The sequence below is a fragment of the uncultured Georgenia sp. genome (genome assembly GCF_937958535.1).
Classification (GTDB): Bacteria; Actinomycetota; Actinomycetes; order Actinomycetales; family Actinomycetaceae; genus Oceanitalea.
Genome location: NZ_CALGNQ010000259.1, coordinates 1 through 13,524 on the forward strand (window position 1 = coordinate 1; position 13,524 = coordinate 13,524).

The window sequence follows — 13,524 nt, forward strand, 5'->3', positions numbered from 1 at the left end:
GCGGACTGGCCTCGGACGACATCACCCCCTGGCTGCCGCCGGAGGACCTGGACCGCGTCCGCCGCCAGGTCCCGATGCTCTACGTCGACATCGTCCCGGTGCGGGTCGACGCCCAGGGCCAGGTGCAGCAGGTCGGGCTGCTGCTCCGGGTCACCGGGGACAAGTTGACCCGGGCGCTGGTCTCCGGTCGCGTGCTGTACCACGAGACCCTCCGTCAGGCCCTCACCAGGCACCTGGAGAAGGACCTCGGGGCGCTGTGCCTCCCGCGCATCCCGCTCTCCCCGCAGCCCTTCACCGTCGGGGAGTACTTCCCGACGCCGGGGGCCGGGTTCCACGACCCCCGCCAGCACGCGGTGTCGCTGGCCTACGTCATCCCGGTGGACGGCGACTGCCAGCCCCAGCAGGACACCCTCGAGGTCGGGTGGTTCACCCCCAACGAGGCGCTGCTGCCCGAGGTGCAGGCGGAGCTGGTCGACGGCCACGGCACGCTGCTGCGTCAGGCGCTCGGGCACGTGGGCCGGCTGCAGTGACCAGCCGCCCGGCACCGAGGACCGTCGCATCCGGCGACCCCCACGAGACCTGGACGCGGCGGGGGCTCGCCACGCTCCTCGACGCGGCCGCCGTCCTTCTCTTCGCCTACCTCGGCCGCGGGGCGCATGAGGGCGGCCGCTCCCTCGGTGACGTGCTCGAGGTGGCGCTGCCCTTCCTCGTCGCGCGTCTCGTGGCCACGGCGCTGGTCCGGCACGGCCCGACACGGCTGTGGCCCGGAGGCGTGGTCGCCTGGCTGGTCACCTGGGCCGGCGGGATGGCCCTGCGAGCGGCGCTCGGTGGCGGGACGGCGGTGCCGTTCCTCCTCGTGGCGCTCGGGGTGCTCGGCGCGCTGTTCCTCGGCTGGCGGCTGGTGGCCCGGCTCGTCATGGGGAGTCCTCCCCACCGCCGGCGCGCTCGGTGAGCGGTCCCGGCGTGGTATGTGTAGCCGGGTGGGCCCCACGGTCGAGGCCCCTCCAGCCTCCACCCCCTCGCCGAGGAGCACGATTGACCGAACGTTTCCCCGACCTGCCTGTGCCGCCGGTGCCCCAGGCGTCGCTCCCCGTCCCGTACTCGCAGGCCACGGAGCCGCAGTACGGCGGGCAGGCGCCCTACGGGCAGCCGGAACCGTCCTCCCCGTCCCAGGACCCGTACCGGCCGCAGGCCTACCCCGGCGGGCAGCTCCCCTCCCCCTACGGGCCGCCGCACCAGGCCGCCGACGGGCAGCAGGTGCCCTACTCCCCGGCCTACGGGCAGCACGCGCCCCAGGCCCAGGCCTACGGGCAACAGACGCCCCAGGCCTACGGGCAGCAGGCCGCGGCGGGGCCGTACGGCCAGGCCTACCCGACGCCGTACCCCTACGCGGTGGCCCAGAAGTCACGCTTCGTGGCGGCGGTGCTCGCCTTCTTCTTCGGCGTGTACGGCATCCACAACTTCTACCTCGGCTACAACGGCCGCGGGTTCGTCCAGCTGGGCATCGGGGTCCTCGGCACGCTGACGGCGTGGCTCGTCGTGGGCATCTTCCTGCTCGTGCCGCTGTGGGTGTGGGTGATCGTCGAGATCATCCTGCTCCTCACCGACAAGGTGGGCAGCTACTCCCGCAGCGCCGACGGCGTCCCGCTGAGCTGACGCTCAGCGCCTGAGGGCACGCGACGGTCAGCGCGTGAGGGCGCGCACGATGTGCGGGACGAGCGCCCGGAAGGCCTTGCCCCGGTGGGAGATGGCGTTCTTCTCCTCCGGGCTGAGCTCGGCCGCGGAGCGGGTCTCCCCCTCCGGCTGGAGGATCGGGTCGTAGCCGAAGCCCCCGCTGCCGCGCGGCTCGGTGAGCAGCCGCCCCGGCATGGTGCCGGTCTCCACGACCTCCTCGCCGTCGGGAGTCACCAGCGCGGCGGCGCAGACGAACCGCGCGCCACGGTGGGCGGCCGGGACGTCGGCGAGCTGGGCGAGGAGCAGCTCGAGGTTGGCCCGGTCGTCACCGTGCCGCCCGGCCCAGCGCGCGGAGAAGATGCCCGGAGCCCCGCCGAGGACGTCGACGGCGAGGCCGGAGTCGTCCGCGACGGCCGGAAGGCCGGTGGCGGCGGCCAGGGCCCGGGCCTTGACCAGGGCGTTCTCGGCGAAGGTGACGCCGTCCTCCACCGGCTCGGGGGCCTCGAGGTCGGCGGCGCCGACCACGGACGCCGGGTCGAGGTCGGGCAGCTCCGGCGTGAGGATGGCCCGGAGCTCGGCGACCTTGTGCGCGTTGTGGGTGGCGAGGACGAGCCGTGGCGCCACGGCGCCGCCGCTCACCGGCGCGGCAGCGGTGCGGCGAGCGCCGCCCGCTGCAGCTCGGTGAGCTTGGCCGCCCCGGTGACCGCCAGGTCGAGGAGCTCGTCGAGCTCGTGCCGCTCGAAGGGCTTGCGCTCCGCGGTGCCCTGCACCTCGACGAAGCCGCCGGAGCCGGTGACGACGACGTTCATGTCGGTCTCGGCGGAGACGTCCTCGACGTAGGGCAGGTCGAGGACGGGCTGTCCGTCGACGATGCCGACGCTCACCGCGGCGACGGAGTCGGTGAGCACCGGGGTGCTGCGCTGTTCGATGGCGCCGTGCTCGAGCCCCCACGTGACGGCGTCGGCGAGCGCGACGTAGGCGCCGGTGATGGCGGCGGTGCGCGTCCCACCGTCCGCCTGGAGGACGTCGCAGTCCAGGACGATGGTGTTCTCCCCGAGCGCGCCGACGTCGATGACGGCGCGCAGCGAACGGCCGATGAGCCGGGAGATCTCGTGGGTACGGCCACCGACCCTGCCCTTGACCGACTCGCGGTCGCTGCGTGTGTTGGTGGAGCGGGGCAGCATCGCGTACTCGGCGGTCACCCAGCCCTGGCCCGAGCCCCGGAGCCAGCGCGGGACGCCCTCGGTGAACGACGCCGCGCACAGCACCCGGGTGGAGCCGAACTCCACCAGGACGCTGCCCTCGGCGTGCTCCAGCCAGCCTCGGGTGAACCGGACCTCACGGAGCTCGTCGGGGGCGCGGCCGTCGGCGCGCGGAACGATGGTGCTCGCGTTGGTCATCGGGCCAGGCTACCGACTCCCGCCGGTGCGCAGCGACGTCCCGGGCAGGAATCATCCCCTCCGCCGGTCGGCGGGTGGCCATCCCGCCGACCGGCGGAGGGGTGTCCGTGACCGTGCCTGTCGGTCCCGTCGGACCGGGCTCCGTGGGTGGGGCGCGCCCTCGGCGAGAGGTGGTCACAGCGCCTGGAGGAAGGGCAGCAGGTCGGGCATCCGGCCCAGGGCGTCGCGGGCGACGAGGAAGCCGACGATGCCGACCACCCACGACGTCGTCTCCGCGCCGCTGCGCTCCATCCACGCCGCCACGCGGCGGAGCAGCGGCTCCACGCTCCGCTGCGCCGCGAGCCGGCCGCCGAGGAGGACCAGCGCCGGCAGCACCATGACGAGGCAATAGGCGGCCAGCACCCCGACCCGCGCCGGACCGCCGAGCCCCGAGGAGCCGATGATCCCGGTGGCGGCGAGGTAGGGCAGCATCGTGGCGACCTCCAGCGCCGCGGCGCCGAGCGCCAGCGCGACGAGGCCGCCGACACCGGCGTCGGTCTCGGTCCCCATCGCCCGGGCACGCCACCGCAGCAGCCGCCCGGACCCGGCGGCCTCACCCGTCCGACGGCGGCCGATGAAGAAGCTGCCCACGAGGAGCCCGACTCCCAGGACGAGCTGGAGCCGCGCGACGACGGGGTCGTCGAGCAGGCCCGCGAGGTCGCCGAGGAGGGCGTCTGCCCCGGCGACGAGGGCGAGGCCGAGGAGGAGGTAGAACCCGGCCACCGTGCCGAGGAAGACGAGGATGCGCCCGACGCGCACCCGCCCCGGGGTGAGGAGGAACCAGATCGGGATGAGCAGCGTGCCGAAGCTCGTCGAGTCGACGAGGGCGAGGGCACCCAGCGCGGCGAGGGTTGCAGTCGTCATGCCCCCGACGCTCCCGCGGGGCACGGCGGGGCGTCGTCGGCCGTCGGACCGACGGGGCCGTGGTGCGACGTACATCCTTCGACGGACCTGCCCCGCCGGCGGCTGTGCTGGGATGGGAGCGTGCAACGGCTGGGACTGGTGTGGCGGGAGCGGGTGCGCGGCTCGGAGCGTGGCCGCGTCGTCAGCGACGCGGTGAGCACCTTCCTCGTCGGGGTGCTCCTGCTCGCGGTCGGGCTCGTCGGCACGCTCGGTGGTGGGCGGGCACCCCTCGTCGCGGACGTCGACCGGTGGGTCTTCCTCCTCACCCTCGTCGCGATCTGCGCCGTCATGCTCGGCAAGGCGCGCCGGCCGCTGCTCTGCCTGGGCGCCGGCCTCGCGGTCTTCGGCGTCGACGTCGCGCTCGGCGGCAGCGTCGGGGTGACGATCGCGCTGCTCGACCTCATCTACTCCGCCGCGCTGCGCGTGAGCGCCCGCGCGCTGCGGCGGCTGGGGGTCGGCGTGGTCGTCTGCGTCGTCGGCGGTGCGGCGGCGACCTTCGTCGCCACCGGGGACCTGCGCGACACGGCCAACATCGCCCTCCTCCTCTTCGCGCTGCTCGGCACCCCGCTGTGGTGGGGCCGCTCGGTGCGGCAGCAGGCCGAGCTCGCCGCGCTGGCCTCGGCCCGGGCGCGTGACCTCGCCCGGATCGGTGAGCTGCGGGAGCAGGAGGTGGTCCACGCCGAGCGCACCCGCATGGCCGGGGACATCCACGACGCGCTGGCCAGCCACCTGTCGGCGATCGCGATCCACGCCGAGGCGGCACTGGCCGTGCCGCGGCCCGACGCCGAGGAACCCCCGGCCCGGCGCGACCGGGAGGCGTTGTCGGCCATCCGGACCTCCAGCGTCGCCGCGCTGCGCGAGATGCGCTCGATGATCGACCTCCTCCGCACCGGGGACGAGCCCCGCACGAGTCCCGCCCGGCTGGACGAGCTCGACGGGCTCGTCGCCGGCTTCCGCGGCGAAGGGATGGCGGTGAGGCTCACCGCGCCGGAGCGGCCGACGCTGCCGGCGGCCGTCGACCAGGCCGCCTACCGCATCGTCCAGGAGGCGCTGGCCAACGCGCTGCGGCACGGTGGCGGCGGGCCGGTGGAGGTCACGCTCGACCACGACGCCGGCGCGCTGCGTATCGAGGTCGCCAACGACGTCGCCGCGCGCCCCGTCGCGACGTCGGGAACATCCTGCGGGACCGTCCCGTCGGAGGGGTCCTCCGGGGTCGGGCTGCTCACCATGCGCGAGCGCGCCGAGGCGCTCGGCGGCACGTTCCACGCCGGACCCGACGGCGACCGCTGGCGGGTGCGGGCCGCCATCCCCACCGAGGAGGACCGGTGACCGTCCGGGTGCTCATCGCCGACGACCACGCCGCCATCCGCTCCGGGCTGCGGCTTATTCTCGAGGCCGCCGACGGCCTCACCGTCGTGGGCGAGGCCGCCGACGGTGCGGCCGCGGTGACCAACGCCCGGGCGCTGCGGCCCGACGTCGTCCTCATGGACATCCGCATGCCCGGCACCGACGGGATCGCTGCCACCCGGGCCATCGTCGCCGACGGGCTCGCCGACGTCCTCGTGCTCACCACCTTCGACCTCGACGAGTACGTCTTCGGGGCGCTGCGGGCGGGTGCGGCCGGGTTCCTGCTCAAGACCGCCGACGCCGCGACGCTGACCGACGCCGTCCGCCGGGTGGCCGCCGGGGAGGGGGTGGTCGCCCCGGAGGTGACCCGCCGGCTCCTCGCCGAGTTCGCCCGGGCCCCCGAGCACACCGAGCCGGAGGTCCCGGCCGACGTCGCCGCCCTCACCGAGCGGGAGCGCGAGGTGCTCGCCGGGCTGGGGCAGGGGTTGTCGAACGCGGGGCTGGCCGAGGCGCTGGGGATCACCGAGGCGACGGCCAAGACGCACGTGTCGCGGGTGCTGGCCAAGCTCGGCTGCACCTCTCGGGTGCAGGCGGCGATCCGTGCCCGGGAGGCCGGTCTGGCCTGACCCGCGCCGTCAGGCCCGGTGTGCCCGGATGAGCGCGGCGTACCAGTGGGCGCTGGCCTTGGGGGTCCGCTGCAGCGTCGTGTAGTCGACGTGGACGATGCCGAACCGCTTGGCGTAGCCGTAGCCCCACTCGAAGTTGTCGAGCAGCGACCACAGGTAGTACCCGCGCACGGGCGCCCCGGCCTCGACGGCGTCCCCGACGGCGCGCACGTGCGCGCGCAGGTAGGCGATGCGGTCGTCGTCCTGGACGGTGCCGTCGGGTCCGACGACGTCGGGGAAAGCGGCCCCGTTCTCGGTGACGACGAGCGCGGGGCCGGGGTACTCGCGGTGCATCCGCACGAGGAGCTCGCTGAGCCCGCGCGCGTCCACCGGCCATCCCATGTCGGTGTACGGGCCGGGCTGCTGCGGGAACTCGACGTCCTCGCACGCGGGCCACGGGCTCACCGCGCCGTCGCCGTGGCCGTCGGCCTCCTGCCGCTGCCCCACGCCGTCGTAGGCGCGCACCACGGTGGGGCTGTAGTAGTTGACGCCGAGGACGTCGGGCGGCTGGTGGACGAGGTCGAGGTCGCCCGGGCGGACGAAGGACCAGTCGGAGACGCCCGACGTGGCGGTGAGCACGTCGCGCGGGTAGCTGCCGCGCAGCACCGGGTCGAGGAACACCCGGTTCTGCAGGCCGTCGACCCGGTGGGCGGCGGCGGCGTCCTCGGCCCGCTGCCCGAGCGGGCGGACCCAGGCGAGGTTGAGGGTCAGGCCCACGGTCGCCCGGGGCCGGCGCGCGCGGATGGCGGTGGTGGCCAGGCCGTGGGCGAGGTTGAGGTGGTGGACGGCGGCGAGCACCGCGGCGTGGTCGGTGCGGCCGGGGGCGTGCACCCCGCTGCCGTAGCCGAGGAAGGCCGAGCACCACGGCTCGTTGAGGGTGATGAAGGTGCCGATGCGGTCCCCCAGCCGGTCGGCGACGACGGCGGCGTACTCGGCGAAGCGTTCGGCCGTGGCGCGCTGCGGCCAGCCACCGGCGTCCTCCAGCGCCTGGGGCAGGTCCCAGTGGTAGAGGGTGGCGGCCGGCGTGATCCCGGCGGCGAGGAGCTCGTCGACGAGCCGGGAGTAGAAGTCGATGCCGGCCTCGTTGACCGGGCCCAGGGTCTGGGCGGTGACCTGCGGGGTGATCCGCGGCCAGGCGATGGAGAAGCGGTAGGACTGGACGCCGAGCTCCTTCATCAGGGCGACGTCCTCGCGGAAGCGGTGGTAGTGGTCGTCGGCGACGTCGCCGGTGTCGCCGCCGGCCACCTTGCCCGGGGTGTGGCTGAAGGTGTCCCAGATGGACGGGGTGCGGCCGTCGATGTCCACCGCCCCCTCGATCTGGTAGGCGGCGGTGGCCACGCCCCACACGAAGTCGTGGGGCAGCCGCGGGTCCGGGGTGGGCTGGGTCGTGGGGGCCTGCGCGGGACGGGTCTGGGTGGTCATGGTGTGGTCGGGGCGTCCGGGCGCCCCGCTCCTTTCTCCTGGTGGGGTGGGTGTCAGCCCTTGACCGCGCCGGCCATGATGCCGCTGACGATCTGGCGTCCGAGGGCGACGAAGACGACCACGACCGGCAGCGTCCCGACGAGGGTGCCGGCCATGATGATCGCGGTGTCGGGGACGTAGCCGCTGCCGAGGTTGTTCAGCGCGACCTGGACGGTGGGGTTGGAGGAGTTGAGGGCGATGACCGGCCAGAAGAAGTCGTTCCAGGCGGTCATGAAGGTGAGCATCCCGAGCACGGCCATCCCGGGCCGGGCGATGGGCAGGACGATGCTCCAGAAGGTGCGCAGTGACGTCGCGCCGTCCATCCGGGCGGCCTCGAGCAGCTCGTCGGGCAGCGTCTGGACCAGGTACTGGCGCATGAAGAAGACGCCGAAGGCGGTGACGAGCGTGGGCAGGATGACCGCGGCGAGCCGGCCGGCGAGGTCGAGCTCGGCCATGACCATGTAGAGCGGGACGACCCCGAGCGTGGGCGGGATCATCATCGTCCCGATGGTCAGGGTGAACAGCTTCTTCCTCCCGCGGAAGCGGAGCTTGGCGAAGGCGAACCCGGCGAGGGTGCAGAACAGCAGGGTGGCCGCCGTGATGGTCCCGGAGACGATGACCGAGTTGGTGATCGCGAGCCCGATGTTCTGCTGGTCCAGCGCCGTACGGATGTTGTCCCACAGGTAGGGGCCGGGAGTGAGTGGCGGCGGGGACTGCACCATCTCGGACATCGGCCGGCTCGCGGCGACGAGCATGTAGTAGAACGGCGCGACGAAGAGCAGTGCGGTGACGCCGAGGACGACGTAGGCCACCGGCCCGGCGCTGTGGGTGCCGCGCCGGGGGCGGCGCGCCGGGGGGTGGACCGTGGCCGGCAGCGGGCGGGCGAGGGTGGCCATCAGCGCTCACCGCCGTCGTCGATGCCCTGCCGGGTACGCAGCCGCACGAGCGCGGTGTTGACCAGGACGAGGACGACGATGAGGAGGAAGGTCACCCAGGCGACCGCCGCCGCGCGGCCGAGGCTGCCGAACTGCCATCCCTGCTGGTACATGAACAGACCGAGGGTCTGGTACTGGTTGACCGCGCCTCCGTTCGGCATGCCGCCGCCGAAGAGCAGTGGTTCGCCGAAGAGCTGGCTCGCCCCGATCGTCGAGACGACGACGGTGAACAGGATCGTCGGGCGCAGACCGGGCAGGGTGATGTACCGGAACTGCTGCCAGCGGCTCGCCCCGTCCAGGGCGGCGGCCTCGTAGAGGTCGTACGGGATGGACTGCATCCCGGCGAGGTAGATGAGGGCGTTGTAGCCGGTCCACCGCCACGTCACGATGACCGAGATCGCGATCTGGGCAGTGAGGTTGCCGTTGCGCCAGTCGATGGCGTCCATCCCGACGAGCGAGATGAGCCAGTTCGCGAAGCCGCCGTCCCGGCCGAAGATCTGGGCGAAGACGAGCGTGGACGCGGCCACCGAGGTCGCGTAGGGCATGATCATCGACACCCGGAAGAAGTTCCGGGCCCGCATCCGGTAGTTGAGCAGGTGCGCCAGGCCCAGGGCGAGCAGCAGCTGGGGCACCGTCGACAGGATGCCGATGGTGACCGTCTTGAGCAGCGCGTTGTAGAACTTCGGGTTGCTGAACAGCCAGGCGAAGTTGTCCAGGCCCACCCAGGTCATCTCCGCGCCGAGCCGGAACTCGTGGAGGCTGACCCACACCGTGTAGACGAGCGGGAAGAGCCCGAAGGCGGCGAAGAGCAGGAAGAAGGGCGCGACGTAGACGTAGGGCGCGGACGCCGCCTCCCACCGGAAGAGCCGTGAACGCCAGGTGGGTCGGGGCGGCGGGTCCGGCGCGGGTGGCGGGTCGGGCGGCCGAGCGGCACTGACGGGCCGGGCCGGCGCGGTCGATGTCATGGCTCCTCCTCGGTGCCGGGTCAGGACGGCGGGGCGCCCCGGGCGGGCGGGGGCACGCAACCCGCCCGCGCCGGGGTCAGCCCAGCTGGCCGACCGTCTGGGTGACGCCGGCCTGCCACGCGTCGTCGGGGTTCACGCCGTTGGCCTCCACCGACAGGAGCGCCTGGACCAGGGCGTTCTTCGCCACGCCGTCGCCCGGGCCGAGGATCTGGGTCGGGGCGTTCGCGGCGGAGCTGCTGAAGATCTCACCGATCGGGGCGCCGTTGAAGTAGTCGTCGGTGGTGTCGGCGACGAGATCGATCGCGCCGGTGTTGGAGGGGAAGTTGCCGACGTTGGCGAAGACGGTGGCCTGCTGCTCGGCGTCGGTGAGCCAGGCGATGAGCGCGGCCGCCTCCTCCTTGTGCTCGCTCACGGCGGGGATGCCGAGGTACGAGCCGCCCCAGTTGCCGCCCTGGCCCCCGGGCAGGGTGGTGATGTTCCACTTGCCGGCGCCGGCGTCACCGGCCTTGCCCTTGATGTAGCCGATCATCCACGAGGGGCAGGCGATGGAGGCGAAGGTGCCGCTGCCGAAACCACCGTCCCAGCTCGGGTCGACGAACTGCTCCAGGCGGGCGGTCAGGCCGCTCTGCCCCGCTTGGGCGGCGAGGTCGAAGGCACGCCGGACGGCCGGGTTGCTCTCCAGGACGAGCTCACCGCCCTGGTCGTAGTAGATCTGCTCCTCGGTGGAGACGATGGCGTTGTACAGGCCACCGGCGGAGTCGTGGAACGCGGTCCCCTCCGGGGCACCGGCCTGGAACTCCTCACCGAGGGCGATGAAGTCCTCCCACGAGCCGAGCCGGGCGGCGAGCTCGTCGGGGTCGCTGGGGACGCCGGCCTCCTCGAACAGGTCGGAGCGGTAGCACAGCGCCATCGGGCCGATGTCGGTGCCCAGGCCGAGCACGCGTCCGTCGGCGGTGGTGGCGGCGTCGGCCTTCCAGCCGACGTAGTCGCCGATCCGGTCCGCGGCGGCGGTCTCGCGCAGGTCGGTCCACAGGTCGGCCTGGTTGGCGGTGACCTCGGAGATCCGGGCCACCTCGATCCCCTGGACGTCGGCGGTGCCGCTGCCGGAGTTGAGCTTGGTCTGCAGCGCCGGCCAGTACTTGTCCTCCCCCTGCGTGGACTCGTACTCGATCCGGATGTCGGGGTTCTCCGCCATGTACTGCTCGAAGAGCCCGGACTCCTCGTAGCCGAAGGTGCCGAACAGGGAGACGGTGAGCGTGGTCTTCCCGTCGCCGTCGGCGGCGGCCGAGTCCTCGCTGGGACCGTCCCCGCAGGCGGACAGCGCGAGCGCGCCCGCCGTCATGGCCGCGACCGCGACCGCGGCCCTGCTCCGTGTGGTGTGCATGGTTCCTCTCCTCCCGGCCGGGCGGCCGTCTGGTCGGGCACGGGCCAGACCTTCCTGACCCGGGGACCGCCGCCTGCCGTTGGCCGCGTCCCCTGCCGTGGTAGTTGTGGAAGCGCTCCCACAGTGTTCCCACGACGGCGTGCAGGTGTCAAGGGTGCGGCCGGACGTCCGTCCCGCGGGTCAGGCGGAGTCGCGGGTGACGAGCTCGACGCCGAGGGTCACCGACGTCGCCTGCCGACCGTCGGCGAGGTCGATGAGGATGCGGGCCATCTGGCGGCCCATCGCCTCCAGCGGCTGTCGCACCGTCGTGAGTGCGGGGTCGGCGTCGGCGGCGAGGGGGACGTCGTCGTACCCGACGACGGCCACGTCCTGCGGGACCCGCAGACCGCGGTCACGCAGCGCGCGCAGCGCGCCGACCGCGGTGAGGTCGTTGGCGGCGAACAGGCCGTCGGGCTCCACGCCGCCGGCGAGCAACCGGTGCATCGCGCGGTAGCCGCCACTGATGGAGAAGTCCCCCTCGACGACGTGGTCGTCGCGCAGCTCGATGCCGTGCTCGGCCAGCTCGGCGCGGAAGCCGGCGAGCCGGTCGACCGAGGCGGTCATGTCCGCGGGGCCGGTGATGGTGGCCGGGCGACGGGTGCCGCGCGCGAGGAGTGCCTGCGCGGCGAACCGGCCGCCGGTGACGTTGTCCGGCGTCACGTAGGGCAGCGCGGTGCGTCGGCCGGCCGGGCGGCCGGCGAGGACGACCGGGACACCGAGGCGCTGCACGCGGCCGGGCAGGGGGTCGTCGCCGTGGACCGAGAGGAACATCGCGCCGTCGATGTGACCGCCGGCGGCGTACTCCTCGAGGCGGGTGCGGTCGTCGTCGTCGCCGACGACGACGAAGAGCAGCTGGCGACGGCGCTCGGCGGCGGCCGCCTGGGCGCCGCGGAGCACCCCGGCGAAGAACGGGTCGGCGAAGAACCGCTCCCCCGACTCCGCGACGACGAAGGCGAGCGCGTCGCTGCGGCGGGTGACGAGAGACCTCGCGGCCTGGCGGGGCACGTAGGAGAGCTCGGCCGCCGCGGTGCGCACGGCCTCGCGGGCGCGGTCGCTGACCCGGGGGTCACCGCTGAGGACCCGGCTGGCGGTGGCGCGCGAGACGCCCGCGCGGGCGGCGACCGTGTCGAGGGTCGGAGCCGGCGAACGCTGTGGCGGCACCATCGAGCGCGTCCCTCCCGTCGTGGATGATCGCTCACAGTATGCCCACCCGCCACCCTCCCCCGGGCACACGCGGCGGGATGCACGTCGCGCGCGGCTCGTGTTCCATGGTTGCCAGGAGAGAGCCGTGGACTGGTTCGTCGCCGACGGGTACGAGGTGGCACGCTTCGTGCTGCAGCGTGGAGTCGCGCTGCTCTACGTCGTCGCGTTCGTCGCGGTGCTCCACCAGTTCCCGGCGCTGCTCGGGGAGCGCGGGCTGCTGCCGGTCCCCCGGTTCACCGCCCGGGTGCCGGCGCGCTCCTCCCCCAGCCTGTTCCACTGGCACTACTCCGACCGGCTGCTGCGCGCGGTGGGCTGGGCGGGGTTGGTGCTGGCGGTCGCCGTCATGGTCGGGCTGCCGCAGCAGGGCCCACCGTGGGTGCCGATGCTCGTGTTCCTCGCGCTCTACGGGCTGTACCTCTCGGTCGTGAACGTGGGGCAGATCTTCTACGCCTTCGGGTGGGAGTCGCTGCTCCTGGAGGCCGGGTTCCTCGCCGCGTTCCTCGGCTCGGACCGCACCGGCACACCGGTCGTCACGCTGGTCGCGTTCCGCTGGCTGCTCTTCCGGGTGGAGTTCGGCGCCGGCCTCATCAAGCTGCGGGGCGACCCGGCGTGGCGGGACCTCACCGCCCTGTACTACCACCACGAGACGCAGCCGATGCCCGGGCCGCTCAGCTGGTTCTTCCACCACCTGCCGCGTCCGCTCCACCGCGTGGAGGTGGCGGCGAACCACGTCACCCAGCTCGTCGTGCCGTTCCTCGTCCTCACACCGCAGCCGGTGGCGACCTGGGCGGCCGCCGTCGTCGTCATCACCCAGCTGTGGCTGGTGACGTCGGGGAACTTCGCCTGGCTCAACTGGCTGACCATCGTCATCGCCTTCTCCGCCGTCGGTGACGACGTCGTGGCCGGGGTGCTGCCCGGTCTCGTGCCCGCGCCGGGCGAGACGACGACGCCGCTGTGGTTCACCGTCGTCGTCATCGCCGTGGGGGCGCTGGTGCTCGTCCTGAGCTGGTGGCCCGCCCGCAACCTGCTCTCGCGGCGGCAGCGGATGAACGCCTCGTTCAACCCGTTCCACCTCGTCGGCGCATACGGGGCCTTCGGGTCGATCACCCGACAGCGGGACGAGGTCGTCGTCGAGGGCACCCGGGAGACCGACCCGACCGAGGACGACTGGCAGGAGTACGTGTTCCGCGGCAAACCCGGCCCGCCGGGGCGGTGGCCGCGCCAGTTCGCGCCCTACCACCTGCGGCTCGACTGGGGCATGTGGTTCCTCGGGCTCGGCTCGTCGGCGCAGCTCACCTGGTTCCTGCCGTTCCTCGACCGGCTGCTCGAGGCCGACCCCGCGACGCTGCGGCTGCTGCGCCACGACCCGTTCGACGGCGAGCGGCCGGTGTGGGTGCGGGCCCGGGTGTTCCGGTACCGCTACTCGACGTGGGAGGAGCTGCGCCGGGAGCGGGTGTGCTGGGTACGCCGGGAGATCGGGTTGCTCATCGCGCCGCGCGGACGGTGAGA

The 13,524-nt window shown here is 73.7% G+C and carries 14 protein-coding genes; 6 read left to right on the forward strand and 8 right to left on the reverse strand.

Features of this window, described 5'->3' with window-relative positions:
• Positions 1–5: 5 nt before the first annotated feature.
• The 3 genes from Q0195_RS14040 to Q0195_RS14050 all read left to right on the forward strand — a co-directional run bounded on the left by Q0195_RS14040 (position 6) and on the right by Q0195_RS14050 (position 1,656).
• Positions 6–530 carry an NUDIX hydrolase family protein gene (locus Q0195_RS14040; RefSeq protein ID WP_299279640.1) on the forward strand — a complete coding sequence of 175 codons (525 nt, stop codon included), beginning with the start codon at positions 6–8 and terminating at the stop codon, positions 528–530.
• A complete protein-coding gene (locus tag Q0195_RS14045) occupies positions 527–952 on the forward strand; it encodes a DUF3054 domain-containing protein (RefSeq protein ID WP_299279598.1) in 426 nt (141 codons plus the stop codon). Before Q0195_RS14040 ends, Q0195_RS14045 begins: the two co-directional genes overlap by 4 nt.
• An 83-nt stretch (positions 953–1,035) precedes the next feature.
• Entirely contained in the window at positions 1,036–1,656 is a 621-nt protein-coding gene (locus Q0195_RS14050) for a TM2 domain-containing protein (protein ID WP_299279600.1), read from the forward strand.
• Between the two features lie 27 nt (positions 1,657–1,683).
• Here the strand turns inward: Q0195_RS14050 and rdgB are convergent, their stop codons facing one another.
• The 3 genes from rdgB to Q0195_RS14065 all read right to left on the reverse strand — a co-directional run bounded on the left by rdgB (position 1,684) and on the right by Q0195_RS14065 (position 3,977).
• Entirely contained in the window at positions 1,684–2,313 is a 630-nt protein-coding gene (gene rdgB / locus Q0195_RS14055) for an RdgB/HAM1 family non-canonical purine NTP pyrophosphatase (RefSeq protein WP_299279620.1), read from the reverse strand.
• Positions 2,310–3,074: a ribonuclease PH gene (rph, locus tag Q0195_RS14060; RefSeq protein ID WP_299279622.1), complete on the reverse strand. Its 765-nt coding sequence runs from the start codon at positions 3,072–3,074 to the stop codon at positions 2,310–2,312. Before rph ends, rdgB begins: the two co-directional genes overlap by 4 nt.
• Positions 3,075–3,248: 174 nt before the next feature.
• Positions 3,249–3,977, reverse strand: coding sequence for a GAP family protein (locus Q0195_RS14065; protein WP_299279624.1), 729 nt, complete (start codon positions 3,975–3,977; stop codon positions 3,249–3,251).
• Between the two features lie 120 nt (positions 3,978–4,097).
• Between Q0195_RS14065 and Q0195_RS14070 the strand changes: the two genes are divergently transcribed.
• Together Q0195_RS14070 and Q0195_RS14075 are read left to right on the forward strand one after the other, a co-directional pair.
• Entirely contained in the window at positions 4,098–5,345 is a 1,248-nt protein-coding gene (locus tag Q0195_RS14070) for a histidine kinase (protein WP_299279626.1), read from the forward strand.
• Complete coding sequence (locus tag Q0195_RS14075) at positions 5,342–5,989, forward strand: response regulator transcription factor (RefSeq protein ID WP_299279628.1); 648 nt, start codon at positions 5,342–5,344, stop codon at positions 5,987–5,989. Before Q0195_RS14070 ends, Q0195_RS14075 begins: the two co-directional genes overlap by 4 nt.
• A gap of 9 nt (positions 5,990–5,998) precedes the next feature.
• On the opposite strand, the gene Q0195_RS14080 is transcribed toward Q0195_RS14075, so the two are convergent.
• The 5 genes from Q0195_RS14080 to Q0195_RS14100 all read right to left on the reverse strand — a co-directional run bounded on the left by Q0195_RS14080 (position 5,999) and on the right by Q0195_RS14100 (position 11,976).
• Entirely contained in the window at positions 5,999–7,450 is a 1,452-nt protein-coding gene (locus Q0195_RS14080) for a GH1 family beta-glucosidase (protein ID WP_299279629.1), read from the reverse strand.
• Positions 7,451–7,503: 53 nt separating this feature from the next.
• Positions 7,504–8,385 (reverse strand): carbohydrate ABC transporter permease, encoded by an 882-nt coding sequence (locus Q0195_RS14085; RefSeq protein WP_299279631.1) that lies wholly within the window; start codon positions 8,383–8,385, stop codon positions 7,504–7,506.
• Positions 8,385–9,389: a sugar ABC transporter permease gene (locus Q0195_RS14090; protein ID WP_299279633.1), complete on the reverse strand. Its 1,005-nt coding sequence runs from the start codon at positions 9,387–9,389 to the stop codon at positions 8,385–8,387. Before Q0195_RS14090 ends, Q0195_RS14085 begins: the two co-directional genes overlap by 1 nt.
• Before the next feature lie 76 nt (positions 9,390–9,465).
• The gene (locus Q0195_RS14095; RefSeq protein ID WP_299279634.1) at positions 9,466–10,773 is read right to left on the reverse strand and encodes an extracellular solute-binding protein; all 1,308 of its coding nucleotides are present in this window, start codon (positions 10,771–10,773) and stop codon (positions 9,466–9,468) included.
• A gap of 180 nt (positions 10,774–10,953) precedes the next feature.
• The gene (locus tag Q0195_RS14100) at positions 10,954–11,976 is read right to left on the reverse strand and encodes a LacI family DNA-binding transcriptional regulator (RefSeq protein ID WP_299279636.1); all 1,023 of its coding nucleotides are present in this window, start codon (positions 11,974–11,976) and stop codon (positions 10,954–10,956) included.
• 124 nt (positions 11,977–12,100) lie between these two features.
• Here Q0195_RS14100 and Q0195_RS14105 point away from each other — a divergent pair, with 124 nt between their 5' ends.
• The gene (locus Q0195_RS14105) at positions 12,101–13,522 is read left to right on the forward strand and encodes a lipase maturation factor family protein (RefSeq protein WP_299279638.1); all 1,422 of its coding nucleotides are present in this window, start codon (positions 12,101–12,103) and stop codon (positions 13,520–13,522) included.
• Positions 13,523–13,524: the final 2 nt, after the last annotated feature.